We start from the raw sequence: 20,496 nt of genomic DNA, 5'->3' as shown, positions 1-20,496 counted from the left end.
ATATGGCAACCAACCGAGGTCAGTCCGCATTCAGCCATCGTGCCCGCCTACCGCCAGCGCACGTACGGAGAGGTGTCTTCCAAGATTGATACGCGCGGGTGGTCACCTGGAGTCTCAAAGTTGAGCCTCCAGTCCCCGGTGCCTTCGTCCCAGACCAGATCCAGCCCATACGAGGCCGTTGTTCCCTCACCCGTCATCCAGTAGTTGATAGTGGCGTTGTTCTCGTCAGCGGCCAAGACGCGGAACCCCTCAACGACGGGTCGCTCATAGTCGCTACCAGCTGAGGAGATTTCTTCAAGGACATCGTCGCGCCCGGGCCCGGGGACAGCGGAGTCGACCTCCCCTTGAGACATTGCCGCAAGGAGATTGGGTCCGGCGAAGACGGCGCCAGTGGGTGACCGTTCGAAGCAGGTCCACAGGTTCCCATCCTGGACGCTGGGTCCGTACTCTTCCGAGGTCGGCACGAGCATCTGATCTGGGTGGGTCTTCCAGACGGTTTCTGGTGCTTCGCTGGGGACCGTTTGGTCAGCGTCGCTGGTCTGGCATGCGGCGCCGGCCTGAGTCGGCGCCGTGGTGGGCGCTTGTTCCGTGGCCGTTGCCGTGGCTGTCGGGGTGGTGGTGTTTTCTGGTGCGGTCGTGGTGTCGCGTGGCCAGAGGACCACGCCGACGATGATGCCGACGATCAGGACCACCACCAGCCCGCCGGAGACCCACCATCCCAGGCTCTGAGTGCCCGGGTTATCGGTGTTCTTGTTCTTGGCCACGAGGGCCCCCCTTCGCTCGGTGTCTTGGTTGCGTTAGACGAAGACGCGCATGATCGCTCCGGCGCCGGTGGCCAGTCCGCAGACGATGATCGCGATGGCCAGTCCCTTGATGCCCTGGATCTCGCGTCCGGTGAAGGCGGCGAACACCAGGGAGCCGGCCGAAGCGAGGAAGCCGGCTACGCCGATGATGATGACGATCCAGCTGATCCAGTTCAGCAGGGTCGTGATGCCCTCGGTGCCTGGAGGCTGCTCGGGGGTCGGGTTCGGGATGACGCTGGCGAAGGTCGAGGCGGTGGCCATCAGGTCCATCAGCATGGTCGGTCTCCTTATCTAGGGGTGCGGAAGGCGTGGATGATCTTGGTAAGCCTGCGTGGCAGTCGCCCGGGGTCCGGCGGCAGGTGCCGCCAGGCCTCGATCCACGGCAGGTGAGCGCCGCGGGGAACTTTGCGCAGGAGTCTCTTGACGGCCTTCTTTTGGCCATCGGTCAGGGTGGGGCCGTCATCCACCAGCACCAGCCCCAACAGGATCGAGGAGGGCAACTGTCCGGCGGCCCATTGATGGGTGAACGCCTCGGCGGCAGCCAGGCCGGCGTAGTACGTCCGGGCCACGGCCAACACCTGCAAGGTCGGCAGGGGCCGGGTCCACCCGCCAGCGACCGGCCAGCCGGTACCGGCATCGACGGCGTCGTCCCCAAACAGGGAAGCAACCGTGGTGGCCCCCGCTCCCCCATGCAAGCCAAAGACGGTCACCTGACGAAAGTCCGCCACGGTCGTCTGCGGCCACGGCGCGGCCTCCGGATCGGCGGCGACGGCGATCTCCTCGGGCGAGGTCGGCCCGTAATACAGCGCCGCGGTGTCGAGACCGCCGTCGTTCTCAGACAGACTCTGCGAGGAGTCCCCGGGCGCGACGACAAAAGGGTTCCCCCGTTGGGCCACGTCTGCTCATCCCCTTAGCATGTGATTGGCCAATACAATCAACATAAACACCCTGCGTCAGATGCGTCAATATGGACTTTTGTCCATATTGCGTGTCTTGCGCTTGACGAATGCAATGCGTTCGTGAGGACAATGGAGCGTGATGATGAACGATGCCACGGCGGTCGATTCACTTCTGGAGGGGCAGCCTGACCTGCTCACCACCGATGACATCTGCACGCTGATGCGGGTGTCCCAGGGCACTGTCCTGCGGTGGATGAAAGAGCAAGGGCTGCCGACGATCTCGGTGGGACCGCGCTTGCGCCGCGTGCGACTCGAGCACTTCCGGGAGTGGCTGCTGAGAGCGGACGAGATCAAGGACTGACGTTTCCACCTCGGGGGTGTAGTGGACGAGACCACAGAGACAGCGTTCAACCTAGAGACCGTGCCGGCCTTTCCGGTGCTGACCCTCTGGCTGGATGAAGACACCGAACGGACCGAGCTGAACGGAGTCCCGGTCGAGCCCACACCCGGTGAGGGCTACCGGCAGGCGGCGATCACCGCCGTGGTGCGCGAAGTCCAGCGCCTGCACCTGGAAGCCGTACGGGTGCGGGTGCTCTCCCCCACCGATGAGGCCTGGGACATGGTGGTCACCGCCACCGGAGACGTACTTGACGCCACCGTCACCGACCTCACCGCCGATCAGCCACAGCGGGGGCCGCGCCGCCGCTGGCTGCTCCTCGGGGCCAGCACCCTGGCCGTGCTCGCCCTCGGCGGTCTAGGCACCGCCGTGGCCCTGTCCGTCACCGGTGACAGCGCTCCGCAAGAATGGGTCGTTCCTGGTGCAGACCAGCAGATCCCCGTCGCCCTGCCCGAGGCGTTCTCCGGACGCTCGGCCTGGTCCGTGCCGGTGGCCGAGAACTCCGATGTCACGGCCTTGGACGCCGGGCACATTCTTTCGGCCGACCCGGATGGCACTCTGACCGCCCGCGCACCGGAGACCGGTCAGCCGGTCTGGCGCGGCACCTCCGCCCCGAAAGACCTCACCTCGGCTGTGCACACCGACTGGGCTGGCACCCCCTCCTTGGCAGCCCAAGCCGGCAACGAACTACGCGTGTGGGACCTCCGCACCCCCGAGGACGGCTCCACCGTCACGGCCACGACCATCCCGGTAGAACAAGGCTGGAGAGTCGAGGTTCGCGGGGCACGGCCCCTCGTGGCCAAAGAGCACTGGATCGTAGGCATCCCTGCTGCCGGGCATGGCCTTACCGATGTGGTCATCCCCGCCGGATCCCGCGCCCTAACCGTCACCGGCGACAACCAAATCATCACCGCCACCGAGACCAGCCTCTACACCGTCAACGCAGACGGAACCGTGGCCGGACGGACCTCCTTCACTCCCCCCGCCGGCGCCAGCGGCGCACCTCAGGTGTCATGGATGCTCGACGCTGACCACGCCCTGCTGGGCTGGAAGACCAAGGACTCGTCCACCGCCATGACCATCATCCAAGTCCAGGACGGTGCCACCCTGGCCACCGCCGAGATGGCGCAGGCCCCGGACCAACGCCAACAGCCCATCGTCGAGACCGAGGGGCGCGCCGCCGCCTTCGACACCCTCGCCCTCACCTGGGGCGAAGAGCCGATGCTCCGCCCGCTGCACAGCTTCGAGACCTCCACCCTTGACGGCACCACCGCCTACGGGCTGGCGGACCGAGCCGACCCGGCCAGCCTCGACCTGTCTTCCCTGACCTCGGCACCTCTGCCATGGGAGACCTTCACCGACGAGGACCCGGCCCCGGACTTGGTGGATGCCGACGCGGCCTACATCGTCGCGGAAACTCTTGAGAACACCGTGCTCTACCGCTCCGAATCGGCCGGCACTCCAGCCGACGATCCGGCTGACGATTCCAAGGAGAAGTGATGATCCGGATCCAGATGGACTCCCCCACCCACGCGAGCCTGACCACCGACACGGAGACGACCGAAGTCACCTGCCCAGCCGGTGAGCAGCTCATCGACGCGGTGATCGAACACCTGGTGCGCCGGGCCCGCCGCGACGGCACCCAACTGATCGCCCAGACCGACGACACCCCGCCAACCTGGCTCGCCGTGGACCCCACCGGCACCGTCACCCCCCTCGACCAGCCGCCCGCGCCCGCCTCGGTGGCCACCACCGCCGCGAACACCACACCCACCACGCCCGCGGAGCAGCCCGCACCGGAGGCCGAACCGGCTGTAGCCACGGTCCCTGCCACACCGGCAGCACTACCGAGCCGGCCCAACCCCCTCATAACCACCGGCACCACCACTGCCCCGGCGCCGGTCACGTTCGACCCGGCCGGTGCTGCGCCCCAGCCCACCACCACAGTGGTTCCGACTCGGCGTAGCCTGCGCGACACCACCTTCCTGGTCCCGGACCAGTCCACCGAGCCGGCCTCTCGGGGCTGGCGGGCCGCCCTGAACACCCTTGGTTTCCGCATCCCTGCCTCGGCGGCCGAGCTGGCCGAACGCAAAGATGTGAGCATCGTGTCTCAGCACTGGCCTGGCCCACGCACCGTGGCCGTGGTCAACCGCAAGGGCGGCGCGAATAAGACCCCCACCGTGGCCCTGCTCTCCGCGGTGCTCGCCCGGTACGGCGGTGGTCCCGTGTTGGCCTGGGACAACAACGAGTCCCAGGGCACCCTGGGCTGGCGCACCGAACAGGGCCCTCACGCCGCTAGTGTGCTGGACCTGGTGGATTCATCGACTCGGCTGCTCTCCCCCGCTACCTCCACCGCCGACCTGGCTCACTTCGTCCACCACCAGCCGGCCGACAAGTACGACGTCCTGCGCTCCGATGAAAACGACGAGGGCGACCACGAGGTCACCGCCGAGGAAGTCGACCTCGCCCACCAAGTCGCGTCCCGGTTCTACCGGATGATCATCATGGACTCGGGCAACACCGCCCGCTCTGCCAACTGGCGACGAATGATCGACCACACCGACCAGCTCGTCGTCCCGGTCACCGCGATGGAAGACCGCGCCGAGGCAGCCCTGTTGACTCTGCAGACCCTCGAAGCTCGAGGCGGGCACGACGCAGAACTGGCCCGCAATGCCGTGGTCATCGTCTCCGAGTCCACCGACGCCGCTCGAGGACTGGGCGGGGACGCACTGAAGAAGGCCCGCGCCGAGGCCCAGCGCATCGCCGATGGCTTCGCACCCTTGGTCCGCTCCGTGATCCGGGTGCCCTATGACCCGGCCCTGGTGCGTGGGGTAATCCGCTACGACGCCCTGCTCCCGGAAACCCAGCGGGCGTGGCTGGCGGCCGCCGCCGCCGTGGCCCAGGGCTTCTAAGGAACAAGCCGCCGTGGACAACTCTCGCAGCCTGCTACAGATGGGCGCAGCAGCCGCCGTCGTGGGGCTGCTGATCCTCATCCCGGTGATACTCATGAAGTTGGACAAGCCCGCTCCCGCCGCTCACACCGGGTGCGTTCCGGCCGGTGGCAGCACTGCTGGCATCCCTGAGCAGTACCGCGAAGACGTCAGTGCAGCCGCCACCGAAGCCGGGGTCCCGGCGGCGCTGGTCGCCGCCCAGATCCAGTCTGAATCGACCTGGAACCCCCAGGCCAAGTCCCCCGTGGGAGCCAGAGGCATCGCGCAGTTCATGCCAGCCACTTGGGCCGAGTACGGCCAAGGTGCCGATCCCTTCGATGCGAAGGCCGGCATCGCTGCCCTAGGGCGGTATATGAAGGCCATCCGCGCAGACGTCCAGGACCTCGGCACCACCGAGGCTGAGAGGATCGACCTGACCCTGGCCGCCTACAACGCCGGCCCAGGCGCCGTGCTCCAACACGGCGGCATCCCGCCGTTCCCGGAGACCCAGGCCTACGTTCGTAAGATCAACGATCTGGCCCAGCTGGACTACTCCGCCGACTGCGCCCCTCCGGGCGGATCCGTCATCGGCGACCTCGGCACCGGAGAATGGACTCATCCCCTACCCGGTGGCGTCCTGACTAGTCGCTTTGGGTATCGCGGCTGTGTAGCGGGGGTCCAGTGCAACGAGTTCGTCTCCACTCACCGCGGCCTGGACTTCTCCACCGGCGGCGGGGCCACCGTTGTGGCCCCTACCGACCTTCGGGTGACCGACGCCGGGGTCAACCAGTACCAGGGCCACTACGTCGTCGGCCGGATGACCGACGACCCAGGGCTGGTCTTCCAGTTCCACCACTGCACCCCTGACACCCTCCAAGTGGGCCGAGGCGACACCGTCGCCACCGGGACTCCGCTATGTGTGGAAGGCAGCTCGGGCAACTCAGCACGGGCGCACCTGCACTTCCAGATCAACGCACCCGAAGCCGACGACACTCGGCCCACCTACGACCACGCCCTGGACCCCTATCCGATCCTGATCCAGATGGGCATCCCACTATGAACCGCACCCGGATTCTGACCTACATTGCCATCACAGCCGTCGCCGTCCTGGTCGGCGTCGGAGTGGCACTGGCCTTCACTCAACCGTGGAACCGCGAAGCACCCGCACCCACCACCGCCCCAACCTCCGCCGCTACCAGCACCGGCGCACCAGATGATTCTGTTGCAGACGACATCAGCGATCGCCAACAGATAGCGCTGGAAGCCGCGCGCATCATGACAACCTGGACGCCGGACGAGGACCTCAACCGCACCGCCGCCGAACTGCGCGCACGGACCCTGATGACCAAGGAGCGCGCCGCGGCCGTCATTGCCCCCGAGCGGCCTGCCACAGGAGTCGAATGGCTCGAAGCCGCAGAACGCGGAGCCACCTCCGTGCCCAACGTCGAGCTCAACTACGCCACCGAATCCAGCGAGACCGGCGTTTCCGTGACCGCAACTTGGACCTGGAACGCCCCCGACGGCAGCGACATCCCCGAAGAACCGGGAACACAACCCCGCAGGTATTACTTCGAGTTCACCGAGGAGAACAAAATTCATGACTACAGCTACTAACCCCGTCGTCCCACGGACAGGTGGCTACTTCGGAAACTACGCTCCCGTGCTCGCAGCACCGTGTACGGGGAGAAATACTCCACACCGGACCTACTGGCCAGCACCGGCGCCGGACGGCGGCCCACTACTGGGACCTCCCGGCCCGCCACCAGGTCGCCAAACGCTTCATAGACACCACCTGCTGGTTTCCCGCCGGTGCCGGAGCCGACCGCTGGCAGCCGGCCAGTCTGGCCGGGATCGACCTGGCACCTGCCCACGATGTGGACGCCATGGTGCAGGCCTCCTCCATGCTGGCAGCCACCCCGCACTGGCTGCGCCGCGGCAACGTCTCGGACGTCCTGGGCGACCCCATGGAGAGGGCCGGGATCTCGAGTCCGGCGAAGTTCCGGCAGCGCGAGACCATCGACTCCACCGGCCGCAACCTCACCCTGATCTTGCCGGCCCCGCTGCGGTGACGCCTGGTCGGACTGCCGCTGAGAGCACGACACGCCCAACACGCCAGCGGCTGAGAAAAAATCTCTGGCTGATCTTGAGGCACACGGGCCACATCCCGGCCCGGGCTGCCGACCACTCCCCTGGTCCAGGCGCGTATCCGGCCCTGGGCAGGAGCAGAGCGGTAATGCTGGCGTGCCCGGAACCGGCTGCAGATCTACCGCGGCACAGCAATGCTGGCATTGCCATCAACGGCGTCTTCCACACAGCCACGTGAGGCAAGTATTAGCCTGTAACAGGATGCTCCCCCACATCAAGAATCTCTACGCTGGCGGCATAGCCGGTAATGCTGGCATGAATGGCAATGACGGGAATGACAGCACTGACGCCATAGCCGTTTCTGGAGGCATTGCCGGTCGGTTCGAGCCAGGCCGGAGCCGGCAACAAAGCGCTCGGCGATGGGCAGCCCATCCCAGTGCTGGGGCGGAAAGATGCGGCATGGGCACTGGCACAGAGGTGAATCACACGGTGGTAACTTCGAAGGCATCAACCACCAGTCAGACATGGAAGGAGCGACGCGATGAAGCAATCCGTCACCACCTCCGGCAACGGTTCGACGGCTCGAGCCACGACACGACGGTCCGATTCCAAAGGCGACCGGGCCTTCGTGGGGACACGCATCCCCGCGGACTTGCAGCCACGACTGAAGTCGAAAGCCGAGCAGTCGAACCTCACCGTGTCTGAGTACGTGGAGCGGTTGATCGCCGCGAACCTCACCCAGGAGGGGCAATGGATCGCGTAGCCACTCCGGACAAAAAGATGGGCCCGCAGAAGCGGGCCCATCAAGAAGCCGGACACCAGGGGCCGTTGCCGGGGCCCGCCGGAAAACCGGACATCGTGTAACTACACCTCACCTCGACGGAACGGACTGCAATCCGATACGTCAGTAGACCGAAGGCCCCTGCAAGGGCCGCCGACCAGAAGGAGGTAGAGCCCAAGGCTCCATCACTACTTCGATATGCACTTAGCCAACTGACCGGCCCACCTGACTCTCACACCACGGTGGGTACCGGTACTTTGACGTTCCCGGAAGGAACATCGCCATCGTAACGCAGCCTGAAGAGGGACTGCCAGCATCACGCACCCCCGCGCGTCGAACCGACCACGGTGCCATCTGGCGAGCCCTAGCCCCCGCACTCGGCGGCCGCGACCGCGTCCGCGTCTCCCGAGACGGCGGACGCAACTACCCGGCCCGGTCCGAGGTCGACCTGCAGGAGATCCTGGCCAAGCCACCCGTCCGTCCAGCAGCCGTCCTTATTCACACCCGTGACGGGATGTGCCGGACCCTGTGCCTGGACTTCGACGCCAAACCCGCCACCGGTGGGGAGCCTGCCGTCCTGTCAGACGTGCATACGACCACGGGCCTCTTGCACGCCGCCGGCGCCTCCTGGATCCGCGACCGGTCACCTTCCGGTGGGCGCCACGTCTACGTGCCACTACGCGAGCCCGTGCCCTTCCATGTGGCCCGTGAGCTGGTCGAGGCCCTGGCGATCGCCTGCCCCACCCTGGACCCTTCACCGCACCGGTCCATCATCAGCGGATGCATCCGCACCCCCGGGTCGGTTCACCGTGCCGGCGGCCACCAGCAGCTGGAGATGGGCCTGGAGGACGCGGTGGCCGTCGCCACCCACCGCAACGGTCAGGATGCCTTCGACCGGCTCTGGGAGGAGCTGTCTGAGCACCGGGCCATGGTCCGGGCCCACCGGTACGAGGAAGCCGAGCCGGATGGGGTGGTCTCAGCCGACGCGTCCGGCCCAGTGGCCGTCTCGGGCCGGACCATGTCCACGGAGATGCTGCGCACAGCCACCGACGGGACGTGGAACCACACGCGGTACGCCTCGGCCTCCGAGGCACGGCAGGCCGTCCTGGTCAACGCCGCGGGGTCCGGACTGGGCCTCGTCGACATCCAGGCCAGGATCCTCAACGGCGTGTGGCCCGGCCTGGCCCAGTTCTACTCGCGCTACTCCCCCACCCACCGGCAGGCAGCGCTGCGACGGGACTGGGTTGAGGCCCAAAGATTCGCAACCCAGAGCCCTGTCCGTAAATCCAACACAAGCCAGCCTTCTACACAGGGGGGGCCCTCAATATCTGCCTCCCAGCAGGTACGGACCTGGCTGAACGCCCTAAAGGTCGTGGATACCCGGATGGGTAGTGACCGCAATTCGCTCACCAAGCGCCTGCTGCTCCGGGCCGTGGCGGAAGCCTGCATGAAGACCGGCGATGTCGTGGTCGCTTTCGGGGTCCGTGCCCTGGCCGTGGCCATCGGCAGTGATGCCAGCACGGTCTCTCGCCATCTCCGCGAACTGGTCCAGGACCCGGAGCCGTTGCTTGCGCTCATCCAGAAGGGTCACGGCACGGAGGCAGACACCTACCGGCTGGTCGTACCTGACCACCTAGAACAGGCCGCTGCTGCACGGTCTTGGCGGCCGGGGAAGATCCATGCCCTGCGCCCGGTGTTTCGGTCACTGGGGATGCCTGAGGCCCTGGTGTTCGAGGCCCTGGAGATGCTGGGTACCTCTGTGCCGGTGAAGACCCTTGTCCAGGAGTCTGGGCTGTCGCGGACCGCGGTCAACGATGCGCTGAACGTGCTGGCGTCATGGCGGCTGTGCACCGGCTCCGCCGGACTCTGGAGCCTCTCCCCCACTGCCAGTGACGCAAACCTGGAGGCGTTGGCCGAGCAACTCGGCGTCCTCGAGCAGGTTTCCCAGCAGGTCGCCCGGTACAGGGCCGAGCGCGCCGTCTGGCACAGCTGGCTGGCGGCACGTGCCGCAGCGCAGTCCGCCGGGTACATCGACGACCTGGGGCACGCCTCCCTGCTGTGGGAGTTGGTCGAACCGCCACCGGACCCATGGGAGTCAACCCTCGTACCCGGCTGAGGCTACCGCCTGGGTACAGCTGCAGACCCTAGAACCTGTCTCCCAGATTGGCGACCGGTGCAAACAGCGGCTGGGTGTCGATGACCGAGTTGTTGAGAGGACGGGGGCATGACCAACAACCCAGTCCTCAGGCCCGAGGCGTGGACCGCGCCTACCCTGGCCGCGGTCGCTTACCTTGCTCTTCTGCTCTGGGCCGTCCTTAAAGTAATCCGAACCCCTCATCTATCGGTTCTGCTCCGTCTGGGCCTATTGCTTCTTGCTATTACGGTGCCCTCCCTGGGCGCCATAGTCGCGGCGATTGCGGCGCGCTAGCAGCGTCGCGTTCTCCCCGAACGATGAGGTGTCTGTTGACCAGGAGTGTGTTTGATGTGGTGCGGTGGGTCGACGTCACGGATACCCTGCAACTTTCGTCGGCCGAGCCGCGGTGAATGTGGCAGACCTGATTCCCATCGGGGGATGTCTACCAGTGCTTTGATTCTGATGGTGATGGCGGGCAGCATGACACCGCCGCGGCAAGTCAGGGTGAGCTTGTCGTACCGGGTGGCCAAACCCCGCCACTGCTTGAACACGTTGAAGGAACCTTCCACGACGTTGCGCCGTCTGTAGGCCTCGGTGTCGACACAGACCGGTCGGTCGCCCCTGGCCACGCGGCGGGGCCGGTTGGGTAGAGGTCGACCCTCTGCGGGATGACCGCCTGGACGCCCTTGTGGCGCAGCAGTGCCCACTGCGCATCGGTCAGGGCTTCAGTGCGTGTCGCGCTCTCAGCACGTCAACGTGACCAGTCACCCACTAATAAATGCGCCTACGCCGCCTAGTCCTCCTGGGCATCGGCCGGCTGGTACCCAAGCCCAAGACCCACGGCAGCCAACGCGTTGGTGCCGACTGTGCGCAGGGTCGCGTCCTGCGGGACCGGCGTGACTTCGACATCTCCGAAGAGGATGCAGTTCACAGCGGAACCTCGCCTTCCCCCGGCACCCGGTTGCTGAGGGTGGAGGTCATGCCAGCATTACCGGTCGAGCTGGCAATGGAGTCGGCGAGTCCCCGATCCACGCTCCCCCGCTCGAGAACACGGCTGGCTTGCACGATGCTGTCGAAGAGCCCGATGCCCACGACCGGTGTCGCCTCACCGGAGGCAGTCGGCGAAGAAGGCCATAGACACAATGGCTTCCACATCGAAAGCCGTGGGGCATTCGCCTCGGTCATCAATGAGTGCTGACACCATGGCGCTGAGGTCGACTGGTGCTGGATTGGCGGTGATCGTCATGCTGAGCTCCTGCGTACGGGTTGGTCCGACTGCCATGTGTGCGGAAGCCCGCCCGAACTTCACCCGGTACCTGGGGGCACCTCGCTGGCAATGCTGGTATTGCTGGGAGTGCGGGCTTTGCCAGCCTCAGGGTCAACGACGACGGTTGTTCCAGCACTAATGGCATTGCCAGCATTACCGCCCCCACTGGCGTCCTGGGGTCCGCCCCGTGGGTCTGCCGTTTTGTGTCGGACCTCGCGGCCGGGATGCAACGAGCAGGGGACGGGAGGCGACCGCCCAAGCCGGTGGCGTTGTGCGCTGGAGCGTGCCCGTCCCCACGTGCTCTGCGTGCACTGTGGGCTTCATCCCGTCAACCCGGCACCGAGGTCGCTCAAGCCTCCGGGTTCGTCTGCGCCATGCCGGTCGGAGGGCTGCCGACCGCCGCCATGATGGTTCGCCGACGCGATGAGAATCGCCGTGGACCGCGCATCGCTCATCGGGGTACGTCGACAACGGCCGTGAATGCCGAGCGGTAATGCTGGCATAACCGGCCATCCCGGGGTTGACGGTCTAACGGGTCACGTTCGCTGTGCTCTCTTCGACAGTGAAGGGGCACTGCTGGCTTTGCTGGCTCCACTGGTAAGCCGTCATTGACGGCACGACTGGCTCAAACAGCAATACCAGTATCACTGGCGATATTGGAGCGGCCTGCGGGAATTATGCCGTCGAGGGGCATCTGTGCAGAGCTCACTGGTAGTGCCAGCAAAAGAGCTATTTCACTTGGTAAGACCGGTAATGCTGGCAAGGCGCTTTGCGCGGAACCAGCGTCCTTTTCTCCGGTTAAAGCGGCAAGCAAGCGACTCATGATCCCTAGGGAGTTTTAGCATCAAGGCCGATAATGCCAGCATTATGGAGATGCGTGATGGTGAAACCAGCATTGATGGCACAACCGGCAAGGCCGGTTGGGGAGGGGGCTTGCCATCAGTCTTCGGCGAGTGAAGATGGCAATGCCAGCAATGCCAGCAATGATGGTCAAGCTAACCTGCCCGATCACGAGGCGAGCACTGGCCAGAATAACAAACAGTAATACCAGCATAACCAGCCAAGCTTGTCTGACTGTTACTGCTGGCCATGGCGTTGATACCGTCAATGTCGGCGTTTCGTGAGGGTGTTCGCCCGGGGCTTCAGGTTAGCCTGTGACAGGATCGCGCTCGTGGACGATCGGGCCGCAGCCGCGGTGCCGGTCTCGGGCCAGCCGATCTTGCCCCGTCGTAGCCGGACGACCGGGGAGCGGCATTGTTCTGCAGTGCCTGCCCCCTGCCTCCAGCTGCCCGCGCCGGGGACCTACCAGCAGGAGTGGAGGCACCGCGTGAGCCGAGTGATCGCCGTGTGCAACCAGAAGGGCGGCGTGGGCAAGACCACCGTGGCCGTCGGCTTGGCCGAGGTCTACGCCCTGCATGAGGGCAAGAAGGTGCTCCTCATTGACGCCGACCCGCAACGCAACGCCACCAGTGCTCTGGCCGTCACTGACCCGGAGTTCACCCTCAACGACGTGATCTACGGCGACCCGGACAACAACTTCCGCGTCCCGGCCGGTGCCGCAGCAGACGCCATCACCGAAGCCGGGGAGGCCTGGCAAATCGGCAAAGCCGCACCCCACGTCATCGCTGCCGAACGGCACCTGGCAGCCCGGGAACGGGACCAGATGCTGGCCCGGGAGTTCCGACTGCGCTCGGCCCTGTCCGGGGTCTCGGAGCTGTACGACATCGTCATCATCGACGCCCCGCCGTCGCTGGGCATGCTCACGGTCAACGCTTTGACCGCGGCCGACTGGTCCATCCTGGTCACCGAGCCGCGAGCCTCCTCCTTCGAAGGCATCGGTGAGATCGCCAAGACCATGGTCGAGGTCTCGGAAGCGTTCAATGAGAACCTTCAGGTGGCCGGCATCGTTCTGAATCGCCTCCGTCGAGGACTGCGCGACCAAGAGAACTGGGCGCTGAAGATTAGGAACACCTACGGCGACGCCGTGGTCGAACCCTCGCTGCCGGCCCGTGAGGCTTTCGCGCTGGCCCATGCCGAGGCTCGCCCGCTGATGAGCTACGGCAGATCAGCCAACACCTCGCTTGAGCCCATGAAACTGGTAGCCCGTCGTATCTGGGAGGGGAGCAACTCGTGAGCCGGTCAGACAACGTGTCGAGAGGCAGCGGGGGAGAGGACGGCGCCAACGCCCTCAAATCACTGCGCCGCGTCGGCCTGAAGAAGGCCCGCTCCACCTCCGTGGTCAACGACCTGGTTGCGGGGGAGTCAGCGGCCGCCGAAGAGGCATCGAATGCACCTGCGCCGGTGGTGACGGACAAGACTGCGAAGACGCCGGCAGCACCTGACTCGGTGCAGCCGGCACCTGTCGAGCCCGCCCCGTTAGCACCCCCTGCGACCCCGGAGCCGACTCTGATGCCGCCGCCGACACAGGACCAGCAGTCGACACCGGCACCGACTGCGGTGTCTGAGACAGCGGAGGAGAAGCCGCGGAAGGTGACGTTCTACCAGGACAACGAGCAGCGTCTGCGTGCTCGAGCGGCTTACGTGCACACCATTCCGGTCACCGGAGCGACCAGCTGGTCGGACTTCATCGCCCGTGCGGTGGAGCGCGAAACCCTCCGCTTGGAGGCCGCCTACAACGACGGGGAACCTTTCACGCAGATGCCGGGCATGGTGCGCCGAGGTCGGCCGTTCTCTTCTTGACAAGGCTCCTGGGGCAGAAAGTCGGCCGCTCAAAAGGGGGTGCGAAGCGCGCTATGCGCAGTCCACTCCGTCGCGATCGTGGCTCACAGAGTCCGGAACTCACAGAGTTTGTCAGTTACAAGGTAATGGACACACAACGCCTCGGCTGGTCACCTGCGCCGATGTGAGACCTCAAGCAGGGAGAGGCTGAGGTCGCCGTCCGGTCGCCGGAGGATAACTTGGACGGTGCTTAGGATTGACTAACGCTGTCTAACACGCTGAGAATGTCTAACAAGGTCTAACATGACGAGGGCACCTCATGGCAAGAGTCACTAATCCGTTTACCCCCGGTTTCGGGCAGAGCCCAGCCATTCTTGCTGGTCGGGCCAGCGTCATCCGCGAGTTCGAACAGGCCGTGGCCGGCGAATTGCCCGGTCAACGCAATGTCCTGATCTCCGGAGCTCGCGGAGCAGGCAAAACCGTGCTGCTCACCGAGTTCGAGGCGGTCGCCGCCGATGCAGGGTGGACGTGTATCACTCTGCACACCGCCTCCAGCTCGCTCGTGGCCGAACTGCGGGCCGAGATCGTCGAGCATCTGCGGGAGAGTGACCCTCAGGCTGAGCGGTCCCGACTGACTGGCGCGGGACTCTCCGGGGTCTCTGCCCAGCGGGACGTCGTGGAACGCTACGACGGCGAAGCCTTACCCGTCGGCCGCCTCCTCGACCGGCTCGCCGGCATCCTGGACGCCACCGGGGGAGGTCTGCTGATCACCCTGGATGAGCTGCAGTCCGTCGACCCGGCGCAACTGCATGAGGTCACCCAGCATGTTCAGGACCTCACCCGTCGTGGGCATCAGGTCGGGTTCGTCGCCGCCGGCATCCGTGCAGGCCTCGATGACCTCCTGGAGAACGACAAGACCACCTTCCTGCGCCGAGCCCACCGCGTAGAGCTCGGCAGCGTCCCTGTCGGAACTGCCGCCGAAACCATTCGTCAAACGGTGGCCGATACTCCCAAGACCATCACTCCCGAAGCCGCAGTGCGCGCCGGCGAGGTCTCTCAGGGCTACCCGTACCTCATCCAGCTCGTCGGGGCCCGCGCCTGGACCCACGCCGGCAACGCCGACACCATCGAGATCGGCGACATCGAACAGATCCGCACCGAGGTCATCCGCGAGATGGTCAAGAACGTTCACCGGCCCGCGCTCCGAGAAATCAGCGGCAGGAAACTCGACTACCTCAACGCCATGCTCGAGGACACCGGCCCCTCCCGCGTCGCGGACATCGCCGCCCGCATGGGAGAAGACCGGCGGTATCAGTCGGTCTACCGTGAACGGTTGATCCACGATGAATTGATTCACCCGGCCGGGCGAGGGTACGTCGAATACGCCCTGCCCTACCTGCGCGACGCGCTCGAAGCTCTCCGCGCCGGAACTGCGCCCGTCCCTGGCGCTGACGAGGTCACCCGAACCCGTACCAGGCTCCCCGCGTCGAGGAGCCGGCCGGAGACCCGGGATCGAACGACACGGGACAACAACCGGAGGCCCTGACCGGATACGGGAAAGGGCAAAAGTCGAAACGGCACCCGCCCCCATCGGCTCAGCAGGATCAGGACAGCACCCCTCCGCGGGTACCCACCGCCGGGCCCCTTGATTCGGCACCACTGGATGCACCCCAGGGCCAAGCCGGTACCGTCCCCCATGGTCCAAGACGCACGCTGCCGGCGCACGCAAGCGTCGGGCTGTACGTGTGTCAGTATTCCGCCTAGGAACCCTGCACGGTCTGGATCAACTCCGGCCCGTTGTTGCGCACGTTGCCTACGGCGGTCCCGACCTCGGTCAGGGTCCATGTTGAGGCGGTCCGGTAGGCCTGGTTCCGGACCTCCTCGACCAGTGTTTCGGCCTCGTCTGCGGACGCTAGCTTCTCGGGCTTCAGCCAGGTGTCCATGGTGTCCCGGTCCATGGGCAGGGGTAGGCGGTCGTGCAGGCCGGCCAGTTGCTCCAAGGTCGGCTCGTCGGTGCCGGCCTCGGGGGAGGGGCCGGTGAGGATTGTGCAGCTCAGGAGCCACCGGCCCTCATCGTCCTCCGCGGCTGCTGGGTCTTTCCACCATTCGTAGAGCCCGGCGAAGTAGATCGGCGAGCCGTCGGCGGGGCGAACGAAGAAGGGCCGCTTCGGTGTGCCCTTGGGCGCATCGGCGGTCGGTTTGAGCCATTCGTAGTACCCATCGACCGGGACTGCGCATCGTCTGGCCTTCACGGCCGCGCGAAAGGTTGGTTTCGTGGAGACGGTTTCCGAGCGGGCGTTGAAGGCTCTCGAGCCGACGGCGATGTCCTTGGCCCACGGTGGGACCAGGCCCCACCGGGCCACGTGGATCTCCCTGCGTGTCTGTGCCTCGGCGGCCCGTTCTAGGACGATGGGAACCTCGCTGGTCGGTGCAACGTTCCATTTCGGACGGAGTACCAGCTCTTCCTCGGGCTCGACCGCACCGGCGTCTGCTACCAGGTCGCCGAGGGTGTCGGGAAACGGAATTATTCGTTTGCGTTTAATTGCCCGTGTTCGCTTGCTCGCAGCTCCGGGTAGATGCCCCAGTTGGCACTGGTGTCGATGGCATGTCGTAGTGCTGTCTCTACGGCGACGCCCGTGACGTCCGCTACGATGCTCGCTGGGAGTACTTGAGCGAGCTGATCAAGTCGGGCGCGCTTCATTTCTCGGGCATTAATACCCTGTCTGGCCAGGTGAAGGGCGACACCGCCCTCGCTCGTGTGCTGGTGGGGCATCGTGCCATCAAAGAGCCATCCGGACGGCTCTCCAACGTATGGCTGCCGGGCACGCGTCTCGTCGAGATGTCTTCGAAGGAGATCGGTGATGGGCGCAGGAAGCTCGATCGGTGTGCTGCCGAACTTGAGCGAGAAGACCTCTCCGTTGCGGTGGATGTCCTCGAGTCGCAGGCGAACGGAGTCTCGGATCGGTTGAGCGAACACCAGCAGGAGCAGGCCGATGATGCGGCTCGGCAACGGTGTGGATTCGTCGTTCAGAAGTCCGTCGACCTTGTCCCAGACCACGTCTTCGGGAATGGGGGCCGGAGGCGGGGAGGGCTGCTTTCGGGGCACGCGGAGCCGGGTCGTGATCCGGTTCCGCACGGCCCAGTTGAGGAAGCTCGCGAGTGTTTTGTGTCGGTCGTGCCGGGACAGGTAGTGGTCGAGGGTGACTTGTTCGAGCGAAGCGAGGGGTTGCCCGTGGTTGTCGAGCCAGGTGAGAAACGCGACGATCTTGCGGATCTCGGCGGTGCGGGTGTTGACGACGCCCGCGCTGATGGGCTGGCCGCCTGTTCGTCGCCGCAGCCTTCGGAGGATTTCCCAGTTGAAGTACCGGGTAATGATGGCGGCATGGGCAGGTGGAATGCTTCCTGTGAGAGCCTTCGTGCGTAGCTCCAGGTCGTTCAATCGGACGTCGATGTTGGGGAGTGTTCCCGAGCTGATCAGCATGTGCCGGAAGTATCGGACGCGGGTGGATTGCGGAAGCTCGTTGAGGGTGTGGTGGCTGACTGGCTTCTTGCCCTGGGCCATGTCGCGGAGAGTGCGGTCGATGGGTTCGTGGCGCAGCCATCGAGTGGCCGAGCGGGGGTCCCGGGCGGTGAGGAGATGCTCGCGGAGGGGAGCGAGTTCCGGGTGGATCTGGCCTGTGGTGTCGGAGAGGACATCGCCTAACCGGTCCTCCAGGCGGCATCGCCCGCAGTGCGAGCCGGTGAGGTGCTGTTCGCTGCCGCAGGTGGCGCATCCGAACCTCGAGGGAACGCCGGCGCACGCAGCGCACACGACGAGGCCATCTGGTGACCGGAACGCCAGGACCTTGGTCTGTGCGCAGGCCGGGCACGCCGAGGCGTTCCAGCGGAGCCTGGTGTAGCAGGCATTGCAGATTCGTTGTTCGAGGATTTCGTACCGGGCCTCGACATGCCGGCGGCATGAGTCGCACTGGGGCTTCCACGTGGTGCTCATCTTTGTTGCGGTCGGGTCAGTCGGTCAGGCGGTGCAGTTTCGCGGGGATCGGTCGCAGTGCGCCGATGGCGGGACCGGCGCTCCGCGGCTCGCCTGCTGCTCGGCGGTTTCCGCAGGATGCGGCCGGGGCCACCTCGATGAGGTCGTTGGGTGTGCAGTCGAGGATTCGGCACAAGGCGGCGAGGACCTCGACGTTCAGGCGCTCCGGGGTCTTGGATACGAGGCGATAGATCTGCTCACGGGACAGCTGCACGCCCTGTTCTCGGAGCGGTTCGATGAGGTCGGTGGTTTGGAACATCCCGGCGGCGGCCATGACTTGTCGGAGCTGCCAGGTGATGGGGTTGTCGTCAGCGGTTGTGGGCATCGTTTCCTCCGTAGATTCGGGACAGTGCTCGAGTGACCATGCGTGTCTTGTAGTCGTCGCCGACCGAGGTGTAGATCGCGGTGGTCGACGCGTACGCGTGGCCGACCTGGTCCTGGACGAACTTCTCGGAGTAGCCCCACTCGATGAGATTGGTGACGTAAGTGTGGCGCAGTGCGTGCACGCTGAGCTCCGAGGGCAGCCCCAGCTGGTCGCGGATCGTCGCGAACCGCAGGTCGATGTATCGGAGACTGACACGGCTTCCCCGCTCCGTGGGCCAGAGCTTCCCGGTTGGCTCGTCGGTGCAGCGGGGGCGGGCCTGGTCTACCCACTGCGCCAGCCCCTCGGTCACCCAACCGAGCTCGGGAACGGTGAGGACTGAGCGCCGGCGCGGCCCGGATCCCCGCGTGCCCTTGCCCCACCTGGCCTCGACGGCGCCGAAGCGCCCGAATCTGGGTGCGGCTCCGTTGGGTCGCAGGTCTGCCACGTCGAGGCCGACCGCCTCCGCCCGACGCAGCCCATAGGCGTAGATCGTCTTGAAGATCTGCGCATCGCGCAGGGCCGCCAGAGCGCCCTTGCGGCCCTGGGCGAGGATGGACTCGACTCGGGCGTCCGCTGCGGTGAAGAACTGCTCGAGCTCGTCGTAGGTGAGTGCCCGTCTCTGCGCGCGTCCCTCATAGTCCACCAGGTGCGCGGTGGTGTTCCACACGTGGCAGATCTGTTGGGGAGCCGACGCGAAGCGTCGCTCACACTCGCGAGCCCACTCGTAGCGTCCGTCGCAGAGGTAGTCGCAAAAGAGACGGATGATCGTCTGGAACGCACGGATAGTCGATTTCGCCGCGGGGCGCGCCTTTGACTTTGCACGAGTCGTGTAGTCCTCGACGTCGACCGGGGCCCATTCCCACGGGTACCTCTCCGTGAAGCTCTCGAACCGCCTGATGGCCAGAATCCTGTTGCGGATCGTTGGTGTGGCCAGTCCGCGGCTGGACTGCTGATCGCTCCAGCCGGTGAGCATCGCCTCGTAGACGAACTGCTTTTCGTCCAGCGCACGCACGTTGCCGAGCAGTCGAAGGGCGGTCGCGCCACCGGTATTGGGGTCCACACGGCAAGTATTGCATTAGATGCATCATTGATGCATTCGCTACGGCGGCGTGTTAGGCAAGAGGGGAGGGTTATTGCGTGTCTGGCGTGCCGCGCGCGATGAGGCGCAGATCGTCATGGCCGTCCTTGATGTCCCAGTCCACGAACGCGCAGCAGCGTCGTTCGACCGCGACGAGCTCTCGCAGCCGCCGGATTGAGTCCTCGACCTTGGCGTAGGGGACGGTGAGTTGCGTCGACCGAACTCGGCATGCCTGTCTTGATGACTAGTTGGGTCGTGCTGGCCCTAGGGTATACATAGACAAACATCTATGATCTATTCAATGGGCGACTCCCGTTCACCTTTCGTTCATATAGACAGCCTTCTATGAATGCGGCGCGTCGTTTGCGTCTCATCCCCGCATCTAGAAAGGCTTTCCTCCGTGAAGAATGCTCTCAGGGGCCGTACCGGCCTGGCTGTCCTAGGAATCTCCGCTTTGTTGCTGACCGGTTGCGGCAATGCCGGTTCCGCTGACGACACTTCTCCGGCCGCGGGCGGGTCCGCCGCTGCCGAGGGTGGTACCTCAGGTGACGTGGCGGTGGACGGTTCCTCCACCGTTGCCCCGCTGTCCGAGGCCGCTGCCGAGCAGTACCGCACGAGCAACGATGCGGTGAACGTGTCGGTGGCCACCTCGGGCACCGGTGGTGGTTTCCAGAAGTTCTGCGCCGGCGAGACTGACATCTCGAACGCTTCCCGTCCCATTGACGAGGAGGAGATGGCACAGTGCGAGTCCAACGGGATCGAGTACACCGAGGTCATCATGGCCAATGATGGTCTGTCCGTGGTTGCTAACCCGGCCAACGACTGGGCTCAGTGCCTGACTGTCGAGCAGCTGCAGACCATCTGGGGCCCGGAGTCCGAGGGCGAGGTCATGTCCTGGTCCGACGTGGACCCGTCATTCCCGGATGAGCCGCTGGATCTTTATGGTGCCGGCACCGACTCGGGCACCTTCGACTACTTCACCGAAGCCATCTGTGAGTCTGGATCTGGCTGGTCTGGGACTGGCCGGTCAGGATGGATGTCGGTCGTAT

The 20,496-nt window shown here is 65.5% G+C and carries 20 protein-coding genes; 12 read left to right on the top strand and 8 right to left on the bottom strand.

Features of this window, described 5'->3' with window-relative positions:
- Window positions 1-47: 47 nt before the first annotated feature.
- From ACFFIO_RS00620 to ACFFIO_RS00610, 3 genes are read right to left on the bottom strand one after another with little or no spacing between them, the layout of a single operon-like run.
- Window positions 48-764, bottom strand: a complete 717-nt coding sequence (locus ACFFIO_RS00620) for a DUF8175 domain-containg protein (protein ID WP_159554282.1) — start codon at window positions 762-764, stop codon at window positions 48-50.
- A gap of 33 nt (window positions 765-797) precedes the next feature.
- Entirely contained in the window at window positions 798-1,079 is a 282-nt protein-coding gene (locus tag ACFFIO_RS00615; RefSeq protein ID WP_159554280.1) for a hypothetical protein, read from the bottom strand.
- Window positions 1,080-1,090: 11 nt separating this feature from the next.
- Window positions 1,091-1,699 carry a DUF6668 family protein gene (locus ACFFIO_RS00610; RefSeq protein ID WP_159554278.1) on the bottom strand — a complete coding sequence of 203 codons (609 nt, stop codon included), beginning with the start codon at window positions 1,697-1,699 and terminating at the stop codon, window positions 1,091-1,093.
- Window positions 1,700-1,841: 142 nt separating this feature from the next.
- On the opposite strand from ACFFIO_RS00610, the gene ACFFIO_RS00605 reads away from it, so the two are divergent.
- From ACFFIO_RS00605 to ACFFIO_RS00570, 8 genes are all read left to right on the top strand, one after another.
- Window positions 1,842-2,063 carry a helix-turn-helix domain-containing protein gene (locus ACFFIO_RS00605; protein WP_236558207.1) on the top strand — a complete coding sequence of 74 codons (222 nt, stop codon included), beginning with the start codon at window positions 1,842-1,844 and terminating at the stop codon, window positions 2,061-2,063.
- A gap of 21 nt (window positions 2,064-2,084) precedes the next feature.
- Window positions 2,085-3,599, top strand: a complete 1,515-nt coding sequence (locus ACFFIO_RS00600; RefSeq protein WP_159554274.1) for a hypothetical protein — start codon at window positions 2,085-2,087, stop codon at window positions 3,597-3,599.
- Window positions 3,599-5,011 carry a chromosome partitioning protein ParA gene (locus tag ACFFIO_RS00595; RefSeq protein WP_236558078.1) on the top strand — a complete coding sequence of 471 codons (1,413 nt, stop codon included), beginning with the start codon at window positions 3,599-3,601 and terminating at the stop codon, window positions 5,009-5,011. The genes ACFFIO_RS00600 and ACFFIO_RS00595 overlap by 1 nt, the downstream gene beginning before the upstream one ends.
- 40 nt (window positions 5,012-5,051) lie before the next feature.
- Window positions 5,052-6,089, top strand: a complete 1,038-nt coding sequence (locus ACFFIO_RS00590; RefSeq protein ID WP_188806892.1) for a transglycosylase SLT domain-containing protein — start codon at window positions 5,052-5,054, stop codon at window positions 6,087-6,089.
- Window positions 6,086-6,643, top strand: coding sequence for a hypothetical protein (locus ACFFIO_RS00585; protein WP_159554270.1), 558 nt, complete (start codon window positions 6,086-6,088; stop codon window positions 6,641-6,643). The genes ACFFIO_RS00590 and ACFFIO_RS00585 overlap by 4 nt, the downstream gene beginning before the upstream one ends.
- A 20-nt stretch (window positions 6,644-6,663) precedes the next feature.
- Window positions 6,664-7,098: a hypothetical protein gene (locus ACFFIO_RS00580; RefSeq protein ID WP_159554268.1), complete on the top strand. Its 435-nt coding sequence runs from the start codon at window positions 6,664-6,666 to the stop codon at window positions 7,096-7,098.
- A gap of 557 nt (window positions 7,099-7,655) precedes the next feature.
- Window positions 7,656-7,877 (top strand): hypothetical protein, encoded by a 222-nt coding sequence (locus tag ACFFIO_RS00575; RefSeq protein WP_159554266.1) that lies wholly within the window; start codon window positions 7,656-7,658, stop codon window positions 7,875-7,877.
- A 604-nt stretch (window positions 7,878-8,481) separates the two neighbouring features.
- Entirely contained in the window at window positions 8,482-10,011 is a 1,530-nt protein-coding gene (locus ACFFIO_RS00570; protein WP_159554264.1) for a MarR family transcriptional regulator, read from the top strand.
- Window positions 10,012-11,134: 1,123 nt separating this feature from the next.
- Here ACFFIO_RS00570 and ACFFIO_RS00565 read toward each other — a convergent pair.
- The gene (locus ACFFIO_RS00565; RefSeq protein ID WP_159554260.1) at window positions 11,135-11,275 is read right to left on the bottom strand and encodes a hypothetical protein; all 141 of its coding nucleotides are present in this window, start codon (window positions 11,273-11,275) and stop codon (window positions 11,135-11,137) included.
- Window positions 11,276-12,623: 1,348 nt separating this feature from the next.
- On the opposite strand from ACFFIO_RS00565, the gene ACFFIO_RS00560 reads away from it, so the two are divergent.
- The 3 genes from ACFFIO_RS00560 to ACFFIO_RS00550 all read left to right on the top strand — a co-directional run bounded on the left by ACFFIO_RS00560 (window position 12,624) and on the right by ACFFIO_RS00550 (window position 15,521).
- Window positions 12,624-13,430 (top strand): ParA family protein, encoded by an 807-nt coding sequence (locus tag ACFFIO_RS00560; protein WP_159554258.1) that lies wholly within the window; start codon window positions 12,624-12,626, stop codon window positions 13,428-13,430.
- A complete protein-coding gene (locus tag ACFFIO_RS00555) occupies window positions 13,427-13,996 on the top strand; it encodes a ParB family protein (protein ID WP_159554256.1) in 570 nt (189 codons plus the stop codon). Before ACFFIO_RS00560 ends, ACFFIO_RS00555 begins: the two co-directional genes overlap by 4 nt.
- A 298-nt stretch (window positions 13,997-14,294) precedes the next feature.
- Window positions 14,295-15,521, top strand: coding sequence for an ATP-binding protein (locus ACFFIO_RS00550; protein ID WP_159554254.1), 1,227 nt, complete (start codon window positions 14,295-14,297; stop codon window positions 15,519-15,521).
- Window positions 15,522-15,735: 214 nt separating this feature from the next.
- Here ACFFIO_RS00550 and ACFFIO_RS00545 read toward each other — a convergent pair whose 3' ends face one another.
- From ACFFIO_RS00545 to ACFFIO_RS00530, 4 genes are all read right to left on the bottom strand, one after another.
- Window positions 15,736-16,434: an SOS response-associated peptidase gene (locus ACFFIO_RS00545; protein ID WP_371300802.1), complete on the bottom strand. Its 699-nt coding sequence runs from the start codon at window positions 16,432-16,434 to the stop codon at window positions 15,736-15,738.
- A gap of 65 nt (window positions 16,435-16,499) precedes the next feature.
- Window positions 16,500-17,537 (bottom strand): site-specific integrase, encoded by a 1,038-nt coding sequence (locus ACFFIO_RS00540; protein WP_159554252.1) that lies wholly within the window; start codon window positions 17,535-17,537, stop codon window positions 16,500-16,502.
- A 445-nt stretch (window positions 17,538-17,982) separates the two neighbouring features.
- On the bottom strand, window positions 17,983-18,330 hold the full coding sequence (locus ACFFIO_RS00535) for a helix-turn-helix domain-containing protein (RefSeq protein WP_159554250.1): 348 nt from the start codon (window positions 18,328-18,330) through the stop codon (window positions 17,983-17,985).
- Entirely contained in the window at window positions 18,314-19,429 is a 1,116-nt protein-coding gene (locus tag ACFFIO_RS00530) for a tyrosine-type recombinase/integrase (protein ID WP_229672759.1), read from the bottom strand. The genes ACFFIO_RS00535 and ACFFIO_RS00530 overlap by 17 nt, the downstream gene beginning before the upstream one ends.
- 418 nt (window positions 19,430-19,847) lie before the next feature.
- Here ACFFIO_RS00530 and ACFFIO_RS00525 point away from each other — a divergent pair.
- The coding region (locus ACFFIO_RS00525) for a substrate-binding domain-containing protein (RefSeq protein WP_378039781.1) at window positions 19,848-20,496 on the top strand (649 nt) is incomplete at its 3' end.

The sequence above is a fragment of the Citricoccus parietis genome (assembly GCF_042433045.1).
Classification (GTDB): domain Bacteria; phylum Actinomycetota; class Actinomycetes; order Actinomycetales; family Micrococcaceae; genus Citricoccus; species Citricoccus parietis.
The sequence above is the reverse complement of the archived record's forward strand: the minus strand, read 5'-3'. Positions and strand labels throughout refer to the sequence as shown.